The following is a 24,565-nucleotide window of genomic DNA, read 5'->3' as shown; positions in this document are numbered from 1 at the left end:
CTTTTTCCGTCTTAATCAGGGCAGGGCATCCATGCGTTGCCATAACCGTTTCGCCACCTTCTGTGCGGCGTGGAAAACAGGTTCGCAATCAAAGGCGAACTGACGATCTTCATAAATCATCACCCCGTTGACCATCACGCTGTGAACGCTGCCGGAGCCGAGGCCGAAGGCAATATGCCCGGCGATGTTCTGAGCCACAAGCGGCGTGGGCGGCAGGTAGTCGCAGATGGTGAGATCCGCCTTGTAGCCCGCCTCAATGCGGCCAAAGCGCGCGTTGAAGTTGCGGTTCAGCAGCGTATTGCCGTTGGACAACGCCTGCGCGAAGCTGTCCGGCCAGAGAGGGCCGCCGGCATCGCGATGTTTAAAGAAGGCAAACTTCATCTCTTCAAACATATCGGAGCCGATGCCGTCCGTGCCCAGCGCGAGGTTGCGGATCTGCGGTAGCCGATGGTTATAGCCAACGTGGTTGTTCATATTGGAGCGCGCGTTGTGTACCAGGAAGCCGTCGCTGGCGTTGAGCGCCTCTGTGTCGGCGTCGGAGAGATACAGTCCGTGCGCAATCAGGGACTTGCTGTCGAGCAGGCCAAACTCCGCCAGCCGCACCAGCAGATCTTTTCCATAATGGTGGTGGCTGTGGGAAACGTCGTAGCGGTCTTCGGCGGCATGAATATGCAGCCCGCGTCCGGTCGCTTTCAGTGCCTCCTGCAGCATCGTCAGCCCCTCATCTGGCACCGTGAAGGGGGCATGGGCGCCGATATGAGCTTCCACCAGATAGGGTTGCTCGTCCTTGCGCCGGGCGGCGTCTATTTCGTTCGCGAAACGGATATTCTCCTCCACCCCGGCCATTAACTCCTGCATGCCGTCGTTGCGGTCGGTGGTTTCAAAGCAGGTCATCCCGCGCAGTCCGACCTTGAGAAAAGCGTTGCGTAGCTGGCTCAGGGAACCGGCGATATAGCCCGGGGACGCGTGATGATCGATAACCGCCGTACAGCCGCTGCGTACCGCTTCCATCGCGCAGATAAGCCCGCTGTAGTACAGCGACTCTTCGTCCAGCGCCCGATCCAGACGCCACCAGAGATTTTTCAGCGTTGAGATGAAATCCGGGCTGGGGGCAATGTTGGCCTGGATACCGCGCGACAGGCCGGAGTAGAAATGGTTATGGGCGCAGACCATGCCGGGCATAACCAGCCGACCGCGCATCTCTTTGCTTTGCGCCTGCGGGTAGCGCTGGCCGAGCCCGGAGCCGACGTCGAGGATTTGGTCATCATCAATGGCGATATCGACGTTTTCCCATAATTTCGCCGGATGAAGCTGGACGGCGGTGACATTTTTCAGGATTAACACACTCATACTTCAACCCCTCCGAGCAGATAGCTATGGTGTTGATGAACGTGGCTGATGATGCGGCATAGCTCACTGAGCTGCGGCGGAACGTGGGTGAATTCGCCGCTATCGCTGATGCTGAGTTGCCAGGTTTCCCCCCCATGACGCACCCGCACGTTACCGCCCTCAATAAAGAAACCGGGATTGCTGCTGTTCACGAAATCCTGCTCCAGGCTAAAGATGGTGACTTTGTCCTGGTAAGGGCGGCCCTGCCACGGGCAGAACTGGGCGCAGTTGCCGCATTCATTGCAGTAAGCGTCCAGATGCAGCGTCTGGTAGCGGTTCTGAAAACCGGGAACGGCAATGGAGACGTTGGCGCGGTTCGGGCAGACGTCAACGCACTTGCTGCAAATGTAGTTACATTCAAGACAGCGGCTGGCCTCCTGCTCAATGAAGGCGTCACGGTCATCCTTATCGACCTGGGTAACGGCGATAGCGCCTTTACGCTGATAGATAAGCGCCGGATCGACGTTATTCCAGTGCTTATTGCCGTAGTGGCTGGCGATGCTCTCCCGCGCCAGGATCTCGTCCGTCGCCCGGCGGGCGTTGCCAATCGCGGAGACAATCGATGAGGGGCCGCGCTGCACGTCGCCAATCAGGAAGACATTTTTTCTGCTGGTTTCGCCAATGTCATTGACCACCGGCCAGCCCTGCGGATCGAGCGGAACGCCCATCGCCGCCAGCGCTTCGCCATCCTGCTGTTCACCAACGGCGGTGATCAGCGCATCAATCCGCAGCGTTTCGGTTTGTTCGGTTGCAACCGGGCGGCGGCGGCCTTTTTCATCCGGCTCGCCGAGCTTCATCACCCGTACCACCAGGGTGCCGTCCGCGTTGAACTGCTCCGGGTTACACAGCCATTTGAAGCTGACGCCTTCGTGCAGGGCTTCTTCATACTCTTCACGCCAGGCGGGCATCTCCTGACGGGAGCGGCGGTAAATGATGGTCGCCGTCTCCACGCCGGGCACGCGCAGCGCGGTGCGGGCACAGTCCATCGCGGTGTTGCCCGCCCCGACGACGGCCACATGCCTGCCGAGATGCAGCGGTTCGCCACTGTTATAGCTTTTCAGGAACGGCAGTGATTTATAGACGTTCTGGTTATCGCCGCCTAACGTCACGCCGTTGTTTTTATCGGTGCCGGTGCCGACCAGCACATATTGAAAGCCCTGCGCCTGCAGTTTATCGACCGTCAGATGCGGATCGCAGCCGTAAACGATCCTGACGCCGTGGGTGACGACGAAGTCAATATCATGCTGGATAAGTTCGGCAGGGATACGGAACTGTGGAATGATGTTGCGCACCACCCCGCCAGCGTTAGCCTCCCGCTCAAATATCGTTACCGGATATCCCGCACGCGCGAGGAAGTAACCCGCCGCCAGCCCTGCCGGGCCTGCGCCGATAATCGCCACCGGATGTCGCGAACCGGAACCCGCGGGTTTGCGCCAGCGGCTCAGGTACTCATCCCAGCCTTTTTCAAGCGCCACTTTTTTCAGTTCCCGGATATTGAGGGCGCTGTCGTAATCCAGACGGGTACAGTTGTACTGGCACTGGTGATCGCAGATGTGGCCCGTAATGGCCGGGAGCGCGTTACGCTGGTAGATCAGCTCCAGCGCATCGGCGTAGCGCTGTTCGCCCAGCAGGCGAATATACTCCGGGATATCCTGCTTAATGGCGCAGGCGGTGACGCAGGGGGCCACATAGCAGTCGGTCAGCGGTAACGGCTCGCCGACGTCAATGCGCTCGTCCGGTTTCCACTGCTTCTGGGTATAGGCCATGCTGACCGCCTTTTCTGCCAGCGCGTTGAGGCGAGGAACGTCAACCTGGGTCATCTCCTGGCCGTTTGCCCCTTCCAGCTCGCGCATACACTGGCTGAGGCGCAGATATCCTCCCGGCTTCAGCAGGTCGGTAGCCATCGTGATTGGGCGAATACCGGTTTCGAAAATTTCGCGGATGTTGAGCTGGCTGGCCCCGCCGGAATAGGAGATGGGCAATTTGCCGTCAAACTCCCGTGAGAGCAGGGCGGCAACGTTGATCGACAGCGGGAACAGCGCGCGGCCAGACATATACATCTCGCCGCCGGGCAGGGCGCCTTTGTTATTGATGGTGCCCAGGGTGTTGGTCAGCTTAACGCCGAAGCCCAGCCCGCGCGCTTTCGCCAGCGTCATCAGTCGGGTAAGCATCTCCAGCGCCTGGTCTATTTTCAGATCATGCTCGAATGACTCTTCGCTGAGGCCGATATAGCCAAAGCCGCAGGTGTCGAGTATTTCCCGCACGCGGGAATAGCCCAGCAGGGTTGGGTTAAGCTTCACGAAGGTATTGAGATTTTTTTCTTCCAGCATGTAGCGACAGATGGCTTCGATTTCATCCGGCGGACAGCCATGCATGGTTGACAGCGTTACCCCCTGCACCAGCGTCGCGGGGATACGCTGCGCCAGCGTATCAAGTTGAGAAAGCCGGGCGCAGGAGGGAAGTCGGGCGATAAAGGCGTGGTTATGTAACCAGCGGTTGAGCGTATCGCGATAATCCGTGAACTTAGGATGGGCGGCGGCGTTCATCATGTTATTGATAAACTCCTGCATCGGCGGCTGCTTAATGCCATCGAGGTTATAGCCGACGCTCATATTGAAAATAAAGGATTTGTCATCACCGTTTGGCGTAAGCGGAAAAACCTGTTCCAGCAGGTGCAGAATAAACCATGCTTTAAGATACTCATCCCAGGCTTTTTTCAGGGTGAACTCGGTGGACCACTCGGTATTAAAACACTCATCTTCCGCATCAATACAGGGTTTCTCCAGCTCCAGCCGATCCAGAATCTGAACGGTTTTCAGTTCGATAAACCGCCCGCCGGTCAGCCATGCGGTAATGATATTCTGCGCAAGCTGCGTGTGCGGGCCGGCCGCCGGGCCAAGAGGCGTGGCGCAGCTTTCGCCAAATACCCTGAACTGATGCTGCTTTTCCGGCGAGTAGAATTGCTGTTCGGGAATACCAAAGATAGATCGTTGACTCTGGTACTCATCGAAAATGCGCGTCAAAAGCTCCTCAAACGGGACGGGGCGCATAATATCTCCCATAACCCACTCCTTAGTCTTATTAGTAAGAACGATGTTGCCGGTTTGGTCATCATTCCGGCCGGTGGGTTATCAGGAGCAACAATCACACCAGTTATGCAGAAAATATCGCTGGTGATAGTCGTTTTGTGAGCAGCTTCGAAACTCAACGAGCAAATGTGAAATATTTCACAGCGGCTTAATGAGAATTAAAATCACTCTGCTTTTTCCTGCGGTCTGATTTATCAAAAAGTCAGGTGAAATATCAAAATGATAATGTGATGGCGCATGCGGGTAATATCTGGTCCTGCGGACGGCGGCTATTTCCCTGTCAGTCATCCTTATTGCGTGTGATATCTCACTTTCCGCTTTTGTTTGCCGCTGAAATTGACCCGGCTCACGCTTTGCAAACGGAAATAAGCGACGCGCATGAATATTGCATAACCGAAATATCGCGACAACGTCGCCGGGGCGTTCGCGTCTCAAACTGAGAACGCGGCAGGCTACAGGTCAGAATATTATTCGTTGAGGCTGAAATGACTATTTTCGAAGAAGCTGCACGACTTGAAAAACAGAACCGTCCTTTTGCGCTGGCGCAGATCGTTGACAGCCGGGGATCGACTCCCCGGCATTCTGCTCAGATGTTAATTCGCGACGATGGCTCGATTGTGGGCACCATCGGCGGCGGTATGGTTGAACGCAAAGTGATTGCCGAGGCGCTGGAAGCCCTGCGCGAGAAGGCGTCAAGAATGTTTCATGGGCGGATGGCGCGTAGCGGCAGCGATGCGGTGGGGTCCGACTGCGGTGGGGCAATGTCGGTGTATATCAGCGTTCATGGGCTGCGCCAGAAGCTATGGCTGATAGGCGCCGGGCACGTTAATCGCGCGATAGCGCAGAGCGCGGCGCGGCTGGGTTTTGATATTTACGTGGGCGACATTTACCCGGAAAGCCTCAATCCTGACTGCTTTCCCGCGTCGGCGCATCTGATTCAGGCCGCAAGCTTCGCTGAGGTTATCGATAATATGGCGATGCAGCCCGAAGATTTTGTGCTTATCGCCACCAACAATCAGGATCGCGAGGCGCTGGATAAGCTTATCTCCCGGCCCGTTGCCTGGCTTGGTTTACTGGCAAGCCGCCGCAAGGTGCAGGTGTTTATCCGCCAGATGCGGGAAAATGGCGTAGCGGAAGAGGATATCAGCCGCTTACGCGCGCCGGTGGGCTATGACATTGGCGCGGAGACGCCGGATGAAATTGCTGTCAGCGTTCTGGCGGAGCTTTTACAGGTGAAAAACGGCGCGTCGGGAGGACTGATGTCCCGGGAGAAGCACGTCGGCTTGCGTCTGGAAGAGTCCAGAGAAGTTTTACCTGTTGAAGCGGTAGCGATGTGTAACTGAACAGGGGAAGCGAACGCCATGTAATCTGAGCCCTCACCCCCTCCGGGGGAGTGAGGGGGGAGATTTACTGGCAAATCACAGTGCCGGTTTTACCTTCAATACCTTCTTTTGCCTTATTCAGTACCGTGATGAGCGCCTTACGACCGGGGCGTGAGCGGGCAAAAGCGACGGCGGCTTCCACTTTTGGCAGCATGGAGCCTTTGGCAAAGTGCCCCTCGGCGATGAAGCGTTCGGCGTCGCTTAGCGACAGGTAATCCAGCTGCTGCTCGTCGGGTTTGCCGAAGTTGATGGCGACCTTCTCCACGGCGGTGAGGATGATCAGCATATCCGCGTCAATCATCTCTGCCAGTTTGGCGCTGGCCCAGTCTTTATCAATCACCGCGCTGGCGCCGCGCAGGTGATTCCCCTCACGGATAACCGGAATCCCACCGCCGCCCACGGTGATGACGACGTGGCAGGCATCCATCAGCGCTTTTACCGTCTGTTTTTCGATAATGTCGATGGGCTTCGGTGAGGCGACCACGCGACGATAGCCGCGTCCGGCATCCTCTTTCATGATATAGCCCTGCTGCGTCAGTTTCTCCGCCTCCTCCTTGCTGAAAAACGAACCAATAGGCTTGCTCGGGTTGCGGAACGCCTCATCGTCTCCCCTCACTTCTACCTGCGTGATCAGGGTGGCGACGGGGATGTCCAGCTTGCGCGATACCAGCTCTTCCCGCAGGGCATTCTGGAGATCGTAACCGATATAGCCCTGGCTTAAGGCTACGCAGACCGACATCGGCAATAACGGCGTGTGGGCCTCGGTCCTGGCCGCTGCTTCAAAGGCCAGATTGATCATGCCTACCTGGGGGCCATTACCGTGGGTCACGACCACCTGGTGGCCGTGGGCGATTAAATCGGCGATGGCCTGCGAAGTCTGTTTTACCGCCTGCATTTGTCCTGCAAGATCTTCACCCAGCGCGTTCCCGCCGAGGGCCAGTACAATTTTCTTACTCATAAAATCCTCTCATTATGTCTCAGGTTCGCTGACGGGAAGGTGAGCGGGGGAAAAGGGGGCGCGGCGTAAAAAGCGTCCCTGTCCGGCGCTGCCGGTGAAGGCGCCGTTGTCGAAAATCACCCGGCCCCGTGACAGGGTCTGGCGAATGGCGCCCTGGCAAATAAAGCCCTCCCAGGGGGAGTAGTCGGCATTGTCGTGCAACATCTCATGACGGATCGTGGTGGTCCGTCTGGGATCGATAATCACCACGTCGCCGTCGGCGCCGGGCGCCAGCACCCCTTTTTGCGGCCAGAGGCCGAACAGTTTTGCCGGATTGGCGCTGGTCAGCGCCACAAAACGTTCGGGGGAGATGCGTCCGGTCATAACGCCGTGAGAGAACAGCAGCAGCAGGCGGTTCTCAACCCCCGGCAGGCCGTTCGGGCAGCGGCTGAAGTCCCCCCCGGAGATGCGCTGGCGCTGGGCCATCGAAAATGCGCAGTGGTCGGTCGCGACCGTATCAATCGCGCCATCGGCAATGCCGCACCATAGCGCATCGTTATTGCTGGCATTGCGCAGAGGCGGGCTGAGCAAATAGTTCAGCGCGTCCTCACGCTCATAGCAGCGATCGTCAAGCAGCAAATATTGCGGGCAGGTTTCGACCCATACCGGCTGACGGCGCGCTCTGGCGAGGCGAAGGTAGTCCAGTCCCAGACCGTTGGAGAGATGAACGATATACAGCGGCGCATTCCCGGCCAGTTGCGCAAGGTTGATCGTCCGGGCAATGGCTTCTGCTTCGCACTCCAGCGGGCGGCTCAGGGCGTGGTAGCGCGGCGCGGTTTTGCCGGCGTTAATAAACTCGGCTCGCCGCTGGGCGATAGCGGCATCGTTCTCCGGGTGAACCGTGGTCAGCGCGCCAGCGCGATGCAGGTGATGCATGGCCTGGAGCAGTTCGTCGTCATTCAGCTTGTACTGGTAGGTCAGATAGAGCTTAAAGCTGCTGATGCCTGCTTCGACCATCATCGGTATTTCATCGAGCACGCTGTGGTTCACATGCTGTATCACGCCGTGAAAGCTGTAGTCGATCACCGCTTTATAGGCGGCGTAATCGTGATACACCGCCAGCTGGTGGCGCAGATGGCAGCCGGACGGGCCAAAGCCCATATGGTCGACGATGGTGGTGGTGCCGCCGCAGGCTGCGGCGCGTGTGCCAGTGAAAAAGTCATCGCAGCTACGGGCAAGACCGGTATCAATATTGAAATGGGTGTGGACATCAACGCCGCCGGGCATGACATAGCAACCTTCAGCGTCGATGATGTCGCACGGTTGCTCAACGTCGATGACGTCGGCGAGCTGTTTCACAAGTCCGTTTTCAATGAGCAGATCCTGGCGCACCTGTCCGCAGGCGTTCACTACGGTGCCGTTTTTAATCAATACGCGCATAGGAACCTCGGCATTCCGCCGCAGGGCGCGGCGGAAGTTGTTGCTTATAATTACTCTGTTGCCAGCCAGCTCAGCGGGATGGCGGCATACATTGCCGCGCAGGTGACCAGATGCTCCTTCCAGGTTTTTTCATTCGGCGCATGCGCTTCCGGCTCTTTGCCCGGACCAAAGCCAATGACCGGTATCCCGTGACGGCCCATGATAGAGACGCCGTTGGTGGAGAAGGTCCATTTATCAACCACCGGCGCTTTCCCGAACAGGCCTTCATAGGCGTTGGTCAGGGCGCGGACGGTGAAGTGGTTCTCTTCCACTTTCCAGGTCGGGAAATAGCATTCGGTAGGGTAGACCAGCCCGGTCCACGACGGGCGCTCATAGTTATACATGGAGACCACCGCGCCGCTTTTTTTCACCGCAGGCAGGGCGCGGATCTCTTCCAGCGCGCCTTCCCAGGTTTCGCCCCAGGTGAGGCGGCGGTCAATAGAGACGGCGCAGCTATCCGCTACCGCGCAGCGGCTCGGCGAAGTGAAGAAAATCTCAGAGACGGTCAGGGTGCCTTTGCCGAGAAACTCGTCGTAACCGAGCTTATGGGAAAGCTGTTCCAGTTCGGTCAGGACCGGCGCCATTTTGAAAATCGCGTTATCGCCGCGCTCCGGGGCGGAGCCGTGACAGCTTACGCCCTGGACCTCAACGCGGATCTCCATGCGTCCGCGTTGGCCGCGGTAGATCTGGCAGTCGGTCGGTTCGGTGCTGACCACAAACTCAGGGCGAATACCGGACTGCTCAATAATATATTGCCAGCACAGGCCGTCACAGTCCTCCTCCTGCACCGTACCGGTAACCAGCAGGGTATATTCATCTTCAAGGCCCAGATCTTTAATGATCTTGCCTGCGTAAACCATTGAGGCCATACCGCCTTCCTGGTCAGACGCGCCGCGTCCGCCGATCAGCTCGTCGGTTTCCATCCCCTCATAGGGATCAAAGTTCCAGTTTTTGATGTTGCCAATGCCGACGGTATCAATGTGCGCGTCCATCGCCACCAGGCGCGGGCCGTGGCCGATATAGCCCAGCACGTTACCCATCGGATCAATTTCCACTTTGTCGAAGCCGACTTTTTCCATCTCTTCTTTAATGCGATGCACCACGCGCTTCTCATCGCAGCTTTCGCTGGGAATGGCGATCATATCGCGCAGAAACCGGGTCATATCTTTTTGATAATGTTTTGCTTTTTCAACAATCAGTTCGAAAGGAATTTGCTTAGCCATGAATGTATTCTCCAGTCCTTACTGTTTTCCCGCTTGGCGGGAAGCCTGTGATTCGCCTGTTACTGTGCGGCCGGGTGCTTGCCTTCCCAGACCACTTCCCGGTAGTGCTTAACGTCGGTATCGCCTTCGGTGCTGATCACCAGCACGACGGAATTGCTGTCCAGCTTCAGTTTGTGCATCAGCGCTTCGCGTTGTGGATGGAAATGAACCGCGGCGAGCACGCCAAGGCCGACAGCGCCGGACTCGCCGGAAATCACGCGTGGGTCGTTACCGGGAGGATTACCCAGCACTCGCATTCCCAGCGCGGCAACCGCGTCCTGGCAGGAGATAAACTGGGTGGCGCAGTTGCGCAGAATGTCCCAGCCCAGTGGGTTAGGTTCACCGCAGGCGAGTCCTGCCATAATGGTGTTCATGCTGCCGCCGACGTTGACGATTTTTCCCTTCACCCCTGAGCGGTAGATGCAATCCGCCAGCTCTGGTTCAACGATGACCGAATGCAGGTTGCTGGCCCCGTAAACGTCAACCAGATAGCCGAGCACGCCGCCCGCCATCGCGCCGACGCCAGCCTGCAAAAAGACGTGAGTCGGGCGGGAAATTCCCATTGCCGACATTTGTTCGACGGCTTCATCCGCGAGAGTGGCGTAACCTTGCATAATCCAGGTCGGGATTTTGGTGTAACCCTCCCAGGCGGTGTCCTGCACCACCTCCCAGCCTTTTTCCTGTGCGGTTTGCATGGTGAAACGGACGGTATCGTCGTAGTTCATGTCGGTGACGATACATTCAGCGCCGAGGCGTAAAATGGCGTCCACTCGTTCCTGGGTGGAGCCTTTCGGCATATAGATAACGGCGTGTTGTCCCAGTTGTCGGGCCGCCCACGCAATGCCGCGGCCGTGGTTGCCGTCGGTGGTGGAGGCAAAGGTCATCTTCTCTTTAATGCTCGATTTCAGCGTATCGAAAGAGAGCTCGTTGATGTCCAGATGGTATTTTTCACAGAGTAACTGCGCGATCGCGTAAGCGCCGCCCAGCATTTTGAAGGCGTTCAGGCCAAAGCGCTGAGATTCGTCTTTGACCAAAATTTTATTCACGCCAAACAGGGCCGCCAGCCCGTTCATCTGCACCAGCGGCGTGGGTTTATAACCGGCGATTTTTTGATGAAAGCCACGTGCCTGCTGCGCCTGCTGGCGGGAAAACAGCGGTGATGCCTCCCCGTTGAAAAAGCGGTTTTCGGCAATATCTATTTTCAGTGAGAAAGCAGACATACTCGATCCTTATTCCTGGATGACGAAAGTTTGGGCTGGCCCGCAGGCCAGCCGGAGGCGTTATTTGATCCGTTTTTGCGCGTCTTTAAGGAGTTGTTCCAGCACCTGGCCCGGTTTGGCATATTTGCGGCATAAGATCATTGCGGCGATGATGTAAGGCTTCCAGCTTGCTTCTTTGTAAGTTGCAATGCGGTATTTTTCGAAGACGCCCTGGGTCACTTCACCCTCTTTACATGAGACGTCGGTGATATCTGCGGGCAGGCAGTGCATATACAGCGCCTCGCCGTCCCGGGTGTGCTTCATCATCTCTTCTGTGCAGTGCCAGTCTTTATGTTTGGCGTTCTGCGCGAGGCACTCTTTTTCCAGTGCGGCCAGACCGTCGTGGTCATTGGCACGCAGCAGTTCGGTACGGCGCTCCATCACTTTGTACGGCGCCCAGGATTTCGGATAGACGATATCTGCGTCCTTAAAGGCTTCTTCCATGCTGGTGACCTGACGGAAGCTGCCGCCGGAGTTGTTCGCGTTATTTTTCGCCACTTCGATAACGTCCGGGATCAGGTCATAACCTTCCGGATGGGCGAGAGTGACATCCATACCGAAGCGGGTCATCAGGCCGATGATGCCCTGGGGAACGGAGAGCGGTTTACCGTAGCTGGGCGAGTAGGCCCAGGTCATGGCGATTTTCTTGCCTTTCAGGTTTTCCAGCGAGCCGAAGTGCTCGCGCAGCCAGGCGAGATCGGCCATGGCCTGGGTCGGGTGGTCAATATCACATTGCAGGTTAATCAGGGCAGGCCGCTGCGGCAGAACGCCCTCTTTATAGCCATCATCCAGCGCCTCGCCCACTTCGCGCATGTAGGCGTTACCTGCTCCGAGGTACATATCATCGCGGATACCGATAGCGTCGGCGCAGAAGGCGATCATATTGGCCGTTTCACGCACCGTCTCCCCGTGGGCAATCTGAGATTTACCTTCATCCAGATCCTGCTGGGCAAGCCCTAACAGGTTTAATGCCGAGGCGTAGGAGAAGCGGGTACGGGTAGAGTTATCGCGGAAAATAGAGATCCCCAGCCCGCTGTTGAACACTTTGGTGGCAATATTTTCAGCGCGCAGGGTTTTCAGCGTTGCCGCAACGTCCAGCACCTGCTTTAGCTCATCCGGTGATTGCTCCCAGGTGAGTAAAAAATCCTTTTCGCTGAGGTGAGAGTTGAGCTTATTGAGGTCCTTAATCAATTCGTTAACAGTTTTCATTTTTTGATCCTGGTCGTGAATGACGGGCTTAATGATTGCTGTGCGGTCGGATGAATCCGGTGTCGAATGACAACAGCCAGCGCTATATTGTTGCTAACAATAAATGTGCCAGCTCCTGAATAAAGACGGTGATGATGACAAACAGGGGAAGTGTTTTGTGAAGCCTGTCACGAAACTGTTTTCGGTTCAGCAATATTGCCCGTGAATACTTATTTTACGATGCGTGAGAGAGAGCAGGCGAGCCACTATTGGTTGAATATTTCTCATTATCATAGTAATACAGCGTCAATATGATAATTACGCTGTCGTCATTATCATATTGATATGAAAGTGTGATGGCAGCAACATATTCGGGCAAGACTGGCTGAAGTCGCTACCTATATTGATGGTCATAAGGTAAGAGAGAGTAATATCATTGCGAAATGCCCTTTCCAGGTCGTTACGTATAAGTGCGTATCTGATGAGCAAATTAAAAGGTCGACTATGATTTCAACTACACCATTCTCTATTCTGATGCAAATCCAGCCTAAAATTCAGAAATTTGCGAGGATGCTTTCCAGCGTGCTCCAGCTTGAAGTAGAAATCATTGATAGTTCACTTTATCGCGTTGCTGGAACGGGTAGTTTTAGCAAACAAATTGGAAAAGAATTATCTACAAACTCCAGACTTCTACGTTACATAATCGAAACCAAAAAAGAGAAGGTCGTTACGCATTCCCGCTTTGATCCCCTTTGCAAAAATTGTAGTAATAAAGATGAGTGTAAGGAGAAAGCCTTTCTGGGTACGCCAATTATTTATCATGACCAGTGCGTCGGCGTGATCAGCCTGGTTGCGCTGACTCGCGAACAGCAGAAACGTATTAATGATAATATTCAGGAGTTCTCTGATTACGTTCGCCATGTTTCAACCATTTTTGTTTCTCGTTTCTTATCTGAACACTCTTCGGGAAGGGATATTCAGAAAATATTCTTAACGATGATTGAGAATATGGATCAGGGCGTGCTGGTCATGGCTGACGATCAAAAAGTGATATTTGCTAACCAGACGGCATTGAAAATTATGGATGCCAGTCGGGAGCAGATAATGGGTAAAGCCATTCAGTTTCAGCCCCTGACGTTTGAGAATAATTTCAGACAGGGACATATGCAGCACGTTATTACGTTTGGCGATCGAAAAGAGATCATTATTGGGCAATTGCATGCGGTTCAGGATCAATGGCTTTTTTTAATGGCCTTCCATCAGTCTCACTCTTCTGCGGACTTTAGCAGCGTGCAGGGGGTACCGAAAATTGAGGCGATGGTGGGAGAGTGTCGTGCGATGCGCCAGCTTAAAAAGATGATTGGTCGCGTTGCCCCAAGCCCTTCCAGCGTAATGATTGTTGGTGAAAGCGGCACGGGTAAAGAGGTGGTCGCCAGGGCCATTCACAATCTCAGCGACCGTAAGACCAAGCCGTTTATCGCGATTAACTGCGCGGCCATTCCTGAACAGCTGCTTGAGAGCGAGCTTTTTGGCTATGTAAAAGGGGCGTTCACCGGCGCGTCGGCAAACGGGAAAGTGGGGCTGATTCAGGCGGCCAATATGGGGACGCTGTTTCTCGATGAAATAGGTGATATGCCGCTGACCCTGCAGGCCAAACTTTTGCGAACCATTGAAATGCGTGAAATTCAGCCGGTTGGCGCCAGTTGCCCCGTTCCGGTTGATATTCGCATTATTTCGGCCACTCATCAGAACCTGCAACAGTTCATCGCTGACGGTAAATTTCGTGAAGATCTTTATTATCGCCTTAACGTGATCCCGCTGTGCCTGCCGCCACTGCGTGAACGGCAGGCTGATATTGAGTTATTGATTCACTATTTTCTGAATTTGCATACCCACCGGCTTGGGCTGGTTTATCCCGGTGTGGCGCAGGAGGTTATTGATTTCCTTAAGCGCTATATCTGGCCGGGTAATATTCGTGAGCTGAGTAATTTAATAGAGTATCTGGTCAACGTCGTCCCCTCTGGTGAGGTGATTGGTATGTCGCTATTACCGCCGAATCTGGTGAACAGTAATAATGCCCCTGACCCTGAATCATCCGGAAGTATAATATTACCCGCTCAGGATGAGAGGGGCGCGGCGCTGGAAGCCATGGAACGGCAGATGATCCGCGATGCGCTCTCCCGCAACAGTAATAAAAAACAGGTGGCCAGCGAATTAGGTATTGGCATTGCCACGTTGTATCGCAAAATTAAGAAATATTCACTGGCAGAAGGAGAGATCGGCTGAGCGAAAATAACAGGACGCTATTATTCTGCCTGCCGACAGGTAGATATTGTTGTATGGTGTCAGAAATGGAAGCCATTAATATTAGGGTTGCATAACACCTTTGACCGGGCCGGGTTTATTCTGTTCTGAATGGCCTACGGCCTGCGCAGCGGTATAGCCGCAAAGGGCTATACCGCCAGCTTCATTTCATCGTGCGATTAACGCAAACACTCCCCAGCCAAAGTATTCCCGTGTGTACGTGACGTGGCGTTCAGGCGCAGCCGATAATTCCGCCCGTACAACCTGCGCAAAGTCATCGTCAGGGTTCTCCTCCAGCCAGCGGCGCATGGTCATCCATTTCGCGGCTTCGTATCTGTCCCAGCCTTCCTGGTCCGCCAGCACCATTTCCACGATGACATAATCCTGCTCACCGAATAAGGCAATGAGATCGGGAAGGGTGCGAAAATCAGCGAGGGATGAGGCGCCACAGGCCTGGGCGATAGCTTCCGTCGCAGGAACCTGACGCCAGTAAGGTTCGCCGATGAGCATAATCCCGCCAGGCCTGAGGCTTTTACCCAACAGTTCCATTGTGCCGACGACGCCGCCCTCAATCCAGGTGGCGCCGACACATGCCGCCACGTCGCATTTTTCGTCCGCGACGTAACCCGCCGCGTCGTTATGAATAAAATGTACGCGTTCGCTGACGCCAAGCTCTTCTGCCCGGCGTTTTGCCTGTGCGGTAAAGAGCGGGCTCATGTCGATGCCGGTGCCGGTTATGCCGTGATCGCGCGCCCAGGTACAGAGCATCTCGCCTGAGCCGCTGCCCAGGTCAACTATCCGCGCGCCGGGCTTCATGCGTAATACGCGGCCCAGGGTGGCGTACTTTTCCGGCGTGAACGGGTTATGAATGCGGTGCTCGCTTTCGCTAATGGTAAAAATGCGTGGGATATCCATTAATTAACTCCTTTTTTAAATGGCATATTCAGGGGGCTTCCTTCCGGAGATTGTGATTTTTCAGCCAGCAGAGCAAAAAGTTTGCCCTCAAAAGTCTCGCTGACCGGCCATTCGGTACTGTCCGGTCGCTTCAGTACGTTAAGACCTGCGTTACCGAGAAGGCTGACATATTCCTCATCCCGCCAGGCCGTCATCTGACTGCCGAAACGGGTGGTGCGGCCGCTTTCCTCTATCGCCCAGAACTGCGTTGCGCTGGTTTGCGCCTCTTCATCCCAGGCGTTTTCCGTCAGCAGCAGATGAGGAACCCCGAGGAACAGCCCGTGCGTGCAGCGCTGCCAGCTTGCCGGCGCCATCCCCTGACGTTTAACCTCTTCAAAAGTATGAACTTCCACAAGCAGCCTGCCGCCAGGCGTCAGCCATTGCGCGCAGCGGCTGATAAGGGCGTGGGCGTCTGTGGCACTGAAAACATTCAGCTCTCCGAACGTCATCATGATGAAATCGAACGGTGCTTCCGGCCAGTAAGTGCGGATATCCTGGTGGATGTAATCCATGTTCAGGCCCGTGGTTTGCGCCTGCTGGCGCGCCCACTCAATGGAGGCTGGCGAGAAATCCACGCCCGTACAGTGAAATCCGCGTTCGGCTAACAAACGGGTATAAAATCCGGGACCGCAGCCGAGATCCAGAATGCGTGCGCCAGCCGGTAGCTGGCGGGCAATCCATGTGACCTGCTGTTCAATCACGGTCTGTCTGCGGCTGGCCCAGTCATGTTCCTGCGACAAATGGTTTTCTAACATGCGCTGGCTAAAAGCCGGCTCGTCCCAGGGGATTTTGCTTTCATCCGCTGACAGCTGCGGGCGACCAGAGGCAAAAATAAGAGTGCTGATATCCATAACGCTCTCCTTAACGGTTATCTGGCTGGGCGCGAACATTGTTCAGCCCTGTAGTATTAATGCGGTAGGGCTGACCGTTGACGGACTTGATCAGCTTTTTGGTTTTGAGTTTTTTAAAGACGGTGAGCGTACAGTCGGTGAGCAGCAACCCTTCGCGGCTATAGCATTCAACCGATGTGATACGGCCTGACGTATCGCGGACGTGCACAATACGACCACCTTTGGCAAGAACGTGTAAGGTACGTTGTTCCTGACGGGATAAATTCATACTGGAAAACCTGTTTAATCATCGTAGGCAAAACCTGCAAACACACAGCGGTGCTCGCATCCGATTTCAGCGCATTGATAATCAGCCTGGCCTGAAAAGGTCGGGTAACTGATTATCGGATGATTACATTCTCCAGCATCAAAGCCTCGGGATGAGTAGAAAGGTATTTACAGAGTAAATGATAACACGGCGTTTTTATGAGGGAATAGCAACAACTGAAAAGTGTGATCCTGAGGAGAGCCTTTCCGTTATGCAACAAGGATTATCCGTGTGGGTAGCTCTGCCAGATATAAACACCGGCAAAGGTTGCAACGGTGAAAAATGCCCCTATTTCAGGAGTAAATCTCAGAAGCTCTCTTACCACGGAGGAAACAACTCATGTCATCCCGGACACACCGCCAGCTCGTGAGCGTTGAAGTGATGTGGCCTTCGCAGACGCTGCCGCTTCCCCTGCAACAGGTTGTGGAAGCGCTAACCCAGGGCGAAACGCCCGATCAGATAATTATCCGCATGAACCAACAGGGTCTGCAGGCCTGGCGTGAAGAGGCACCTTCTCAGGATGCGCATGACGTGTTTCAGGTTCGGCTGGATAGCGAGCATGAAGCGAAATTTCTCTGTCGCTACGTTACGCTGCCGTTACACTAATTTTTTGCTTCGGCATGTTGAAAAGTTGTGCATCAGCCTTATATAGAAAACGGGTAAGCAACATCAGCCCGGAAACATGAACTTTTTGAATATTATTTTTACTGTTCAGGAGGTACATGATGACTCTCAGAACTTTTCCAATACTGAACGACCTTTCCGATTCTCTGTTTGCGGACCGCTTTAACCGCATCGATCGCCTTTTCAGTCAGTTAACTGGCAGTACGCCGTTACCCACCACGCCTGCGTATAATATCCGGCGGCTGGGGGATAATCGCTATGAACTGACGCTCAGCGTACCGGGCTGGAAAGAGAGCGAACTGGAAATTGAAACCGTCGGCGCACAGCTGAACATCAGCGGGAAACGCGAAGAGGAGAAAACGGAAAACGGCGATGAAGGCTGGATCCATCGCGGCATCAGCCGTAGCGACTTCCGGGCCAGCTACAGCCTGCCGGAACATGTAAAAGTGACTGGCGCGTCGCTGAAGAATGGCTTGCTGACGGTTGAACTGTTCCAGGATATACCGGAAGAGGAGAAACCGCAGCGAATCGCCATAAATAATAGCCCGGCGATTGAGCACAAGCCGTAATCCTTGGGTGAAGTTATTTTCGCGCCCGGCAAACGCCGGGCGTTTTGTTTGGCTCTACGCTACCACCGTTGTCACCTGTCCCGGAAACACGATTTGAATCACTCCGCCCCAGTTGCACATCAGCTTCGACTGTGCGGTGAGTGCAGGCATGCCGCCTGTCAGCACCGTTGGCGAACCGGGCACCCAGGGGGCCATGGTCATGGGAAGGCAGGGCATCGGCGTCAGCACCCCAAGCGCTGCGGCGGTGGCGGCGGCCACGCTCGGGTTAGCCATGCTGTTGCACATCCCGAACGGTAAAATATTCACGAACGGTTGGTTGTCCATGATATTTGCCATCGGTACGCCGTTTACCAGCGTTCGGCTTTTCGGTAGCACCATTAAGGAAGCTGGCGCGAGGCCAAACGAGCATTGCAGCATCGCGCCCTGACAAACTCCCGGACAGCTCATGGTAAGACTCCCAGTTGCCGCCACAGTTGGCGGGCGGCCTCATCGCCGCTAATCAGTTCATTCAGTAGCTCCGGCAGCGGCGTATTTCCCCACACGAAGGCGCGCTGCAACAGATAGGGCACCGGACTGTGCGGCTCGGTGCGCTGCAAATAGTCAGCGACCTGCTTAATCATCCGGTAGGCCTCCTCGCGACTGTGAAAGGTTGCGCTGCAGGCGGGCGCTGGGGCAACCGCCTGCTCAACCACTGGCGTAGGTTCAGGCAGGGTGCCGCCCAGCGCCTGCTGACAGGTCTTAATTTTTTGCTCCAGCCCGCTAAAGGAGGGCGCTGAATCCTCCGGCCAGTGTCGACAGACGGCGTTCAAACGCTGTAGCCATTCCAGACTTGCCGCCAGCGCCTGAACGATCGATGCCTGTATTTCCGGGGATATCTGTCCGGCCGTTTTACCCTGCTGCCACTCGGCCAACGACACGCTCTCTTCTGAAGAGTAAAACAACGGGGCCTCAGCCACCAGCGTCGCGTAGTGCTGCGCCAGCCAACTGAGCGGCGCGGCGCGATAGTCGTAATCGCCTTCTTTAATCTGTGGGTGGAGCGCCTCCGGGTAACGCTCCAGCGCCAGTACCGGCAGCGCCAGCGCATCGGGCAGCGCAAGCAGACCACGCAGGCGGAGCCACGCTTCACCCAGCCAGCCCATAATGACCAGATCCTTACTGCCGTTAAGCGTCAGCTCGCGGGCGATATGGGCGACCTCATCCCAGTCGGCTCGCCGGAGCGTGCTCTGCCAGACGCCGGTGGGTAGCGACTCATCGTCCTGCTGTCGGGCGGCGACCAGCCGATCAAATTCCGGCGAGTAGCGCATCGATTCGCCGCAGGGGTTATCGGCGCGAATGGGCGCCAGCAGTGCTTCAATCTGTTCCATGAATATTCTCCTTATACTCCCTGCCCGTGAGCGTCACCCAGGGCAGCGGCGCTTTGCCTTCCGCATCCAGCAGCGCGACCTGTAAGTAAACTGTAGCATTTGCGCGCTGCTGTCCGTCGCCGACCGGCAGCGAGAAGCGCAGCGGCAGCGGCTGGGCCAGCGCGCCGCCGACGCGCTGCTGAGCAATCATCCGCAGTAGCGCCCAGCTCCCTTGCCAGCGCCAGCGTCCGGTGTCGCCGGTAACCGTCACGCCCGGCAGTGCAGCGCCGGGCAACGGTCGCCACGCAGAGTTGGCGGCCCAGCGCAGGCTAAAGCTCAGCGCGTCGCCGCTGCGCCAGTGCAGCTCCGCCTCTGCGCCACCGGGGTAGCTGAGGCTTTGCTGATTGCCGGTCAATTGCCAGTCGGCTATCTGATCCGCGCCGGACTCATTATTGCGCGAAGTGCGCCAGACCACCCGCAGCGCTATGCCCTGTGGCGAGACAAGCGCCGCCAGCAGCGGTTTAGCCGCCGCCAGCTGCTGGATCAGCGATGGCTGTTCGGGTAACGATTCCGGCGGCAGCGCCGCCAGCAGCGCGATAAGCTCGCGTACCCGATCGACATCGGCATCCGGCGCGTGCGGTGCGGCGGTAAACGGAAAGCGCCCCGACAGCCAGACGTTATACAGCGTGAAGATTTTTTGCGTCGCGCTGATGCCTGCCTGCTGGCGTAGTTGCCGACAGTTTTGCTGCGCGGCGGCGACCAGCGAATTCAGCGACTGGCTGTAAAAATCATTACTGACGGAGGCGGCGAACGGCGCCAGTTCGCTCTGGCAATTTTGCGCGGTCAGGGTCGGCAGCGCGGTGGCGAGAGAGGACATCTGCGCAGGCGGGCTGGTCGGATCCTGCTGCTGCAGGCGCTGCATAGTATTCAGAGAGTTAACCCAGCGGGCGATCTGCTGATTCTCCGCCGCCGACAGCCACGGACGCTGCCCGTCGAGCCAGGCGATATCCTGCTGGTAGCGGCTGAGCGTGGCGGAAATCTGCGCCGCCTGTGTGTTTGACCAGGCGGCGGCTTTTTCGCCGCTGGACTGCGCCTGTTGAGGCGTGGCGTAATGTATTGTGGTCGGCGCGACGTCAGGCAGCAGCGCGCCGCCCTGTTGACTGACGCGGGCGAGCACCTGGGCGGCGGTCTGCTGGCGCAGACGGACGGCAGACTGCGGGCGGGCAAGCTGACTGAAGGCGTCGATAACCCGATCCGCATCGGCGGTGCTGATGACGCTTCCCTGCGCCGATTCCAGCGCGTCGGCATACAGCGCCTGGCTCATGGCATTGTCTGTCGCATTCTGCGCCAGCGTAACCAGCTTTGGTCGCCACAGGCTGTCCGGTAGCTGCTGAAGGTAGCGCTGGTAGCCGCTGAACAGCAGTTGCGCCTGCTGTAGCTGCGGGGCGCCAGGATAGCCCGTCGCGGGAACCGGCGTCGGGTCTGCGCCGCGCTGCCAGAAGGGCTGGTTGAGCAGGTCGCGCAGGCTTTTTTGCAGGGCAAGTACGTCCGGCGAAACGCTGAAGCTGCCGTCCGGCGACTGCTCTGTTAGCGATGAAAAGTGCAGCCGGGAGTCGTCAACCTGCGCAAGGAAGCGCTGGCGCAGTAGGGCCTCATGGCGCTGCAGTTCCTGGATCACGCGGTTGTCGATAAGCCGCAGGCCGCGCGCCTGGGCCAGCAGTTCATCAAGCGGCAGACGAATAGGGGAGTGCGCCGCATCGCGGCTCAGGTTATTTATGGTCGTCAGGGTAGTCTGCAAACGACTAATCTGGCGCACCAGCGAACGAACAGCGGCGTGACCCGCGTGTCGTTGCTGAACAGCGAGAGTAGCTTTTCCAGCTGTTCTTCGCTGTCGTCAAGACGGGTGTTGCCATAGCTCTGCTCCAGCCAGCGCATTATCCCATGCGAGAAACGCTCGTTGTTGCGCCGCGTCAACTCGCTGGCGTCGGGCAACTGTAAACGGCTCACGTTGAGGGTCGCGAACAGTGGCTTCAGCTGCTCCTGCCCGGGCAGAGCATCGACGTCAACGGTCATTCCCCAGACAGAAGAAGAGACGTTCGCCAGCGTCGATACCGTCGGCTGTTTCACCTGTAGCAACTGGAGCAGCGGCAGATAGCGGGTCTCCATCTGTTTTATCTGGTTCAGCAACGCCTCGATTTGCCGGTAGCGCTCTTCCGGCAGGAGATCCTCACGAGTGTCCTTTTCGTCGCGCAGGTCGTTCTGGTTTTGCTGGCAGACGCCGTTGGCGGCGGGCAGCAGCAGGCTGGACATGGTCGCGTTGTGAAACGTTTCGCGCAGTTTGCTGTCGGTGCGGCTGAACAGCGAACCTGGCCAGATCGCTGAACGAAACTGCCACTGTGGAATAGCGTTGAGCATGCGCCAGTATAAGGCGGCGGTACGTTCGCCGGAGGTCCCGCTCTCCGCGCTCCTGGCGAGCAGTTGCAGCTGATCGTGTAACACCAGGGCGTTGGTGTGCTGATACTGCCAGCGCCAGCTCATCACCACCAGCCATAGCACGCACAGGCAGCTGTAGCAGGCGAGAGTAAAAAACTGGCGGCGCAGATTCAGACGCAGCAGACGACGAACCGGCAGCGCCAGACCGCGCTCGGCGGCGATTTTGCCGCTCAGCAGGCGCTGGCAGAACTGCATCTGCGCTCTGTCGTCCGTTACGCTGCGGGCGACGAACCAGATGCCGCGCAGCAGCGGCGGTTCATCGCGGGCGTTACTGTTGAGCAGCGAATCAAAATAGTCATGCAGCGGCGCGGCGAGAGACGGAAAAAATTCCGGTAGCCGGAACAGCGCCTGCGGCGTCTGCCCGTTCAGGGTGCCGAGTTCGCTAATCGCCTGGCGCAGAGTGTGTCGGGTATTGTCCAGCGCCTCGTCGATCCACTGCGGCTTCCATACCGCTTCCCGGGCCAGCGGTATGGCGCTGCCGAGGGCGCAGCGCCGTGCCTGTTCCGGCAGGAGCTCCAGGAGTTCCTGCGCGCCGTCGACGCTTTCCAGACCGCCAATCAGCAAATAGATCGGCAGACTCAGCCCGCACACCTGTTGGATCTGCTGACAGTTATTAATCAGCTGAATGTGCGCGTGAGCGTCGCCGCACAGCGCTTCCAGCGGCAGGGTAATAATCAACGCGTCGAGAGGGCGCTGGGGGCGGCTTCTGACTAATGCCGCCAGGGTTTTTTGCCATTCGTTCTGGCGAAACAGATGCTTTTTACCGGGGCTTTGCAGCGCATGAGGTACGCAAAGCAAACTGCACTGCGCGTTAAACCACCACTGTCCGAACCAGTATTCCAGCCCGTCAGAGAGTGACCAACTGCGACACAGCAGGCGATTTTCCTCTTCGTCGCCCAGCATCAGAATGCGCGTGCTGTCATAGGGATCCTGCCCGCCGCAGGCGCGCTGGATCTCCTTTTGCGCGCGGGTAAAGGCGTTATTACGGTAATCCCACTGCCACCAGACGGCCCACAGGGTGAGCGCCAGCAGTAACAGCACGATAATCACCAGCGTCAGCCAGGGCTGAGTCATGATTTTTCGCCTCCGCAGAACGTGCTGACCGGGAAGACCGGTAACGTGTCGACGCCAATGGCATCTTCAATACTCAGCCACAAACGTTGACTTAACAGCAGCAGCGCCAGCAGCACAACGACGGCGATCAGGTGCAGGCGCGAGTTGTCCGGCAGACGTCGACGGGGCGGAAGCAGCAGCGGCGACCCCAGCGAACTGGCGTCAAGACGCGTCACGATGTCGCCAGGCTCGGCATCCTGCTGGAAGGCGAAATGCCAGAGCATCCGGCAGGTTTCCTTATGCGCCAGCGGATTAAAATCGCTGCGTCTGGCGCCGAAGCCAAGCGTCAGGCAGCGCAGGTAAAGCGCCGCCAGATCGCGGCTGGCCGGATTACGTTCGTCGAGCAGAGTCTGTACGCATACCGGAAAACGATCGCCCGCGCAGTGGGTCTGCCACAGGTGAAATTCCAGCGGGCACGCCTGCCAGAACGTCAGGGCGGGCCAGTCGCCGTAAAGAACGGTTTCGTCAATCAGCGCCACCAGCGCATAAACCGCGGCGTCAATGTGCGCGCGAAACGGCGCGCCCAGTTCCCGGGACAGGCGTCGACTATATTCCGCTACCGCCTGACAGCTGTAATCAAACGCCTGGCGATGCAGTTCGTCGGGGGGCAGAGGGGCACTTTTCCACTGTTCGAACTGCGCCAGCCAGCGGGAAAATAGGTCGTCGAACAGACGGCAGGCGGGCATATCAGGCGTGACCGACATCGTGATTCTCTTGGCAGTAAAGCGTAATTCGTTCCGGCGCGCCGTCCGTTTTATGCAGCGGCGCAACGATCAGCGGCATTTCTTTTGCAAACCACTGGGCAGTGAGAGTCAGCGTGAACAGGGCGATAGCGGGGTCGGTTTCCCATTCGCCGCGCTGTTGTGTCGCCAGTGGCGCAATATTCATGCCGTGCATCCGCTGGCGCCGCAACGTCGCCAGAAACGGTTGGCTGGCGATCAGGCACTGATGCAGCCAGGTCTCCGCCGGTAACGCGCAGCCGTTCGGCATCAGCACGCCGATGGTGACCCGATCGCCCGCGTTAAGGCCTTTCGGCAGCGACAGGGCGAAGTGATTCTCCTCGCTGCTGAAGTTCAGCCGCAGCAGGCGGCGTCGGATGCTGGCAAGCTGTGCTTTCAGCAGGCTAAAGAGCGAGATGAAAGCGGGCAGCATATTCTGGTAGTCAAAGCCCGGCAGCAGCGGCAGCGTTTTCTCTTCGTTGAGAATCGCCGTCTGGCCGAGGAACAGACAGAGGGCGCGCCAGAGATCCACCGGATGGGGCTTGCCGCTGTTCAGCAGGCATTCCAGCAGCGGCAAAGCGCCCTGCAGGCTTTGCAGCGACAGGGCCAGGCTCAGCCAGTCGGTGGTCTGCTGATTCTGCTGCGCCAGCTGCATCTCCCGACTGAGAAAAAGGATTTTTTCCCGCGCCTGCAGGCAGAGCTGGCGGGTATGACGGATAAGATAGCTATTTTTGTCCAGCGCCGGGGTGGGAGCGAACCAGTCGTTCTGCTGGAATCCCCCCTCGGTATAAACCACCTGTATCAGCGGCAGGCAGACGAAATCGGCGCGTTCATGCTGGCTGACCAGCCGTGGCGCGGGCTGCCAGAGCGGAATGCTCTCAGGGAACTCGCCGCTGGTGAGATCGGGCAGCGGTGCGCTGCTAATGGATCGGTAGCGACCGTCCATGGGTTGCCAGATCCCGGCGCGATTCGCCGGGGGCACGGCCAGATACAGAGTGTGCGCGCTGTCGGGCAGCGCGGGCAGCAGGCTGACGCAGTCGAATTCCAGCGGCGGATCGCGGCTGATGTCATAATCCACCGGCATGCCGTCGGGCATGATTGCCTCCAGACGCAGAAGGCGCAGCGTGCCTGCGCACAGCGACGCGTTATCCACTTCCATCCGCTTAACGCCCCAGAAGTAGGGGTTAGCGCTATGGGCAAGAGCCGCAGCGAGCGCCTCATTGCGCAGCGACTGCAGTTGAAAATGCTGCGGCAGCATCGCCATTCCTTCATACCAGCAGACCATTTCGGGAATTGCGTTCAT

Annotated in this window: 20 protein-coding genes; 4 read left to right on the top strand and 16 right to left on the bottom strand. The window is 57.1% G+C overall.

What is annotated here, in order from left to right; translation table 11 throughout:
• Positions 1–15: 15 nt before the first annotated feature.
• Together ssnA and ygfK are read right to left on the bottom strand one after the other, a co-directional pair.
• Positions 16–1,344, bottom strand: coding sequence for a putative aminohydrolase SsnA (gene ssnA, locus K7R23_RS09550; protein WP_012907458.1), 1,329 nt, complete (start codon positions 1,342–1,344; stop codon positions 16–18).
• A gap of 2 nt (positions 1,345–1,346) precedes the next feature.
• The gene (ygfK, locus tag K7R23_RS09545) at positions 1,347–4,451 is read right to left on the bottom strand and encodes a putative selenate reductase subunit YgfK (protein ID WP_012907459.1); all 3,105 of its coding nucleotides are present in this window, start codon (positions 4,449–4,451) and stop codon (positions 1,347–1,349) included.
• A 512-nt stretch (positions 4,452–4,963) separates the two neighbouring features.
• Here ygfK and K7R23_RS09540 point away from each other — a divergent pair.
• Complete coding sequence (locus tag K7R23_RS09540) at positions 4,964–5,821, top strand: XdhC family protein (RefSeq protein WP_012907461.1); 858 nt, start codon at positions 4,964–4,966, stop codon at positions 5,819–5,821.
• 64 nt (positions 5,822–5,885) lie between these two features.
• Here the strand turns inward: K7R23_RS09540 and arcC are convergent, their stop codons facing one another.
• The 5 genes from arcC to ygeW are packed head-to-tail and all read right to left on the bottom strand — an operon-like array spanning position 5,886 to position 12,006.
• Entirely contained in the window at positions 5,886–6,818 is a 933-nt protein-coding gene (gene arcC / locus K7R23_RS09535; protein WP_012907462.1) for a carbamate kinase, read from the bottom strand.
• Between the two features lie 12 nt (positions 6,819–6,830).
• A complete protein-coding gene (gene hydA / locus K7R23_RS09530) occupies positions 6,831–8,237 on the bottom strand; it encodes a dihydropyrimidinase (RefSeq protein ID WP_012907463.1) in 1,407 nt (468 codons plus the stop codon).
• A gap of 50 nt (positions 8,238–8,287) precedes the next feature.
• Positions 8,288–9,499 (bottom strand): YgeY family selenium metabolism-linked hydrolase, encoded by a 1,212-nt coding sequence (locus K7R23_RS09525; protein ID WP_012907464.1) that lies wholly within the window; start codon positions 9,497–9,499, stop codon positions 8,288–8,290.
• 59 nt (positions 9,500–9,558) lie between these two features.
• On the bottom strand, positions 9,559–10,758 hold the full coding sequence (dpaL, locus tag K7R23_RS09520) for a diaminopropionate ammonia-lyase (RefSeq protein WP_012907465.1): 1,200 nt from the start codon (positions 10,756–10,758) through the stop codon (positions 9,559–9,561).
• Between the two features lie 60 nt (positions 10,759–10,818).
• Positions 10,819–12,006, bottom strand: coding sequence for a knotted carbamoyltransferase YgeW (ygeW, locus tag K7R23_RS09515; protein ID WP_012907466.1), 1,188 nt, complete (start codon positions 12,004–12,006; stop codon positions 10,819–10,821).
• Between the two features lie 483 nt (positions 12,007–12,489).
• Between ygeW and K7R23_RS09510 the strand changes: the two genes are divergently transcribed.
• Positions 12,490–14,271, top strand: coding sequence for a sigma-54 interaction domain-containing protein (locus K7R23_RS09510; protein ID WP_012907467.1), 1,782 nt, complete (start codon positions 12,490–12,492; stop codon positions 14,269–14,271).
• 186 nt (positions 14,272–14,457) lie between these two features.
• On the opposite strand, the gene K7R23_RS09505 is transcribed toward K7R23_RS09510, so the two are convergent.
• Genes K7R23_RS09505 through K7R23_RS09495 form a run of 3 tightly spaced genes read right to left on the bottom strand, consistent with a single transcriptional unit; the run spans position 14,458 to position 16,362 of the window.
• The gene (locus K7R23_RS09505) at positions 14,458–15,204 is read right to left on the bottom strand and encodes an SAM-dependent methyltransferase (protein ID WP_012907468.1); all 747 of its coding nucleotides are present in this window, start codon (positions 15,202–15,204) and stop codon (positions 14,458–14,460) included.
• Positions 15,204–16,094: a class I SAM-dependent methyltransferase gene (locus K7R23_RS09500; RefSeq protein WP_012907469.1), complete on the bottom strand. Its 891-nt coding sequence runs from the start codon at positions 16,092–16,094 to the stop codon at positions 15,204–15,206. Before K7R23_RS09500 ends, K7R23_RS09505 begins: the two co-directional genes overlap by 1 nt.
• Before the next feature lie 10 nt (positions 16,095–16,104).
• On the bottom strand, positions 16,105–16,362 hold the full coding sequence (locus tag K7R23_RS09495; protein WP_012907470.1) for a YjhX family toxin: 258 nt from the start codon (positions 16,360–16,362) through the stop codon (positions 16,105–16,107).
• 378 nt (positions 16,363–16,740) lie between these two features.
• Here K7R23_RS09495 and K7R23_RS09490 point away from each other — a divergent pair, with 378 nt between their 5' ends.
• Both K7R23_RS09490 and K7R23_RS09485 read left to right on the top strand, forming a co-directional pair.
• Positions 16,741–17,007: a hypothetical protein gene (locus K7R23_RS09490; RefSeq protein ID WP_012907471.1), complete on the top strand. Its 267-nt coding sequence runs from the start codon at positions 16,741–16,743 to the stop codon at positions 17,005–17,007.
• A 116-nt stretch (positions 17,008–17,123) separates the two neighbouring features.
• Complete coding sequence (locus K7R23_RS09485; protein WP_012907472.1) at positions 17,124–17,594, top strand: Hsp20 family protein; 471 nt, start codon at positions 17,124–17,126, stop codon at positions 17,592–17,594.
• Positions 17,595–17,648: 54 nt separating this feature from the next.
• Here K7R23_RS09485 and K7R23_RS09480 read toward each other — a convergent pair whose 3' ends face one another.
• From K7R23_RS09480 to tssK, 6 genes are read right to left on the bottom strand one after another with little or no spacing between them, the layout of a single operon-like run.
• A complete protein-coding gene (locus tag K7R23_RS09480; RefSeq protein WP_012907473.1) occupies positions 17,649–18,041 on the bottom strand; it encodes a DUF4280 domain-containing protein in 393 nt (130 codons plus the stop codon).
• Positions 18,038–18,958: a type VI secretion system protein TssA gene (gene tssA, locus K7R23_RS09475; protein ID WP_012907474.1), complete on the bottom strand. Its 921-nt coding sequence runs from the start codon at positions 18,956–18,958 to the stop codon at positions 18,038–18,040. The genes K7R23_RS09480 and tssA overlap by 4 nt, the downstream gene beginning before the upstream one ends.
• On the bottom strand, positions 18,945–20,753 hold the full coding sequence (locus K7R23_RS09470) for a hypothetical protein (protein WP_231851578.1): 1,809 nt from the start codon (positions 20,751–20,753) through the stop codon (positions 18,945–18,947). Before K7R23_RS09470 ends, tssA begins: the two co-directional genes overlap by 14 nt.
• Positions 20,720–22,504 carry a type VI secretion system protein gene (locus K7R23_RS09465; RefSeq protein WP_231851579.1) on the bottom strand — a complete coding sequence of 595 codons (1,785 nt, stop codon included), beginning with the start codon at positions 22,502–22,504 and terminating at the stop codon, positions 20,720–20,722. Before K7R23_RS09465 ends, K7R23_RS09470 begins: the two co-directional genes overlap by 34 nt.
• A complete protein-coding gene (locus tag K7R23_RS09460) occupies positions 22,501–23,247 on the bottom strand; it encodes a DotU family type IV/VI secretion system protein (RefSeq protein WP_012907475.1) in 747 nt (248 codons plus the stop codon). The genes K7R23_RS09465 and K7R23_RS09460 overlap by 4 nt, the downstream gene beginning before the upstream one ends.
• Positions 23,231–24,565 carry a type VI secretion system baseplate subunit TssK gene (gene tssK, locus K7R23_RS09455; RefSeq protein WP_012907476.1) on the bottom strand — a complete coding sequence of 445 codons (1,335 nt, stop codon included), beginning with the start codon at positions 24,563–24,565 and terminating at the stop codon, positions 23,231–23,233. The genes K7R23_RS09460 and tssK overlap by 17 nt, the downstream gene beginning before the upstream one ends.

The organism is Citrobacter rodentium NBRC 105723 = DSM 16636, assembly GCF_021278985.1.
Taxonomy (GTDB): domain Bacteria; phylum Pseudomonadota; class Gammaproteobacteria; order Enterobacterales; family Enterobacteriaceae; genus Citrobacter_A; species Citrobacter_A rodentium.
Note: the sequence above shows the minus strand (reverse complement) of the source record. Positions and strands in the feature narration are given on the sequence as shown.

What these genes read in the sequence shown, in the direction of transcription:
- ygeW (WP_012907466.1), bottom strand. Translation starts at nt 12,006, where the DNA reads ATGAAAACTGTTAACGAATTGATTAAGGACCTCAATAAGCTCAACTCT.
- K7R23_RS09505 (WP_012907468.1), bottom strand. Translation starts at nt 15,204, where the DNA reads ATGGATATCCCACGCATTTTTACCATTAGCGAAAGCGAGCACCGCATT.
- K7R23_RS09540 (WP_012907461.1), top strand. Translation starts at nt 4,964, where the DNA reads ATGACTATTTTCGAAGAAGCTGCACGACTTGAAAAACAGAACCGTCCT.
- dpaL (WP_012907465.1), bottom strand. Translation starts at nt 10,758, where the DNA reads ATGTCTGCTTTCTCACTGAAAATAGATATTGCCGAAAACCGCTTTTTC.
- K7R23_RS09465 (WP_231851579.1), bottom strand. Translation starts at nt 22,504, where the DNA reads ATGACTCAGCCCTGGCTGACGCTGGTGATTATCGTGCTGTTACTGCTG.
- tssK (WP_012907476.1), bottom strand. Translation starts at nt 24,565, where the DNA reads ATGAACGCAATTCCCGAAATGGTCTGCTGGTATGAAGGAATGGCGATG.
- K7R23_RS09495 (WP_012907470.1), bottom strand. Translation starts at nt 16,362, where the DNA reads ATGAATTTATCCCGTCAGGAACAACGTACCTTACACGTTCTTGCCAAA.
- K7R23_RS09490 (WP_012907471.1), top strand. Translation starts at nt 16,741, where the DNA reads ATGTCATCCCGGACACACCGCCAGCTCGTGAGCGTTGAAGTGATGTGG.
- ygfK (WP_012907459.1), bottom strand. Translation starts at nt 4,451, where the DNA reads ATGGGAGATATTATGCGCCCCGTCCCGTTTGAGGAGCTTTTGACGCGC.
- tssA (WP_012907474.1), bottom strand. Translation starts at nt 18,958, where the DNA reads ATGGAACAGATTGAAGCACTGCTGGCGCCCATTCGCGCCGATAACCCC.
- K7R23_RS09480 (WP_012907473.1), bottom strand. Translation starts at nt 18,041, where the DNA reads ATGAGCTGTCCGGGAGTTTGTCAGGGCGCGATGCTGCAATGCTCGTTT.
- arcC (WP_012907462.1), bottom strand. Translation starts at nt 6,818, where the DNA reads ATGAGTAAGAAAATTGTACTGGCCCTCGGCGGGAACGCGCTGGGTGAA.
- K7R23_RS09460 (WP_012907475.1), bottom strand. Translation starts at nt 23,247, where the DNA reads ATGTCGGTCACGCCTGATATGCCCGCCTGCCGTCTGTTCGACGACCTA.
- hydA (WP_012907463.1), bottom strand. Translation starts at nt 8,237, where the DNA reads ATGCGCGTATTGATTAAAAACGGCACCGTAGTGAACGCCTGCGGACAG.
- K7R23_RS09525 (WP_012907464.1), bottom strand. Translation starts at nt 9,499, where the DNA reads ATGGCTAAGCAAATTCCTTTCGAACTGATTGTTGAAAAAGCAAAACAT.
- K7R23_RS09510 (WP_012907467.1), top strand. Translation starts at nt 12,490, where the DNA reads ATGATTTCAACTACACCATTCTCTATTCTGATGCAAATCCAGCCTAAA.
- K7R23_RS09500 (WP_012907469.1), bottom strand. Translation starts at nt 16,094, where the DNA reads ATGGATATCAGCACTCTTATTTTTGCCTCTGGTCGCCCGCAGCTGTCA.
- K7R23_RS09485 (WP_012907472.1), top strand. Translation starts at nt 17,124, where the DNA reads ATGATGACTCTCAGAACTTTTCCAATACTGAACGACCTTTCCGATTCT.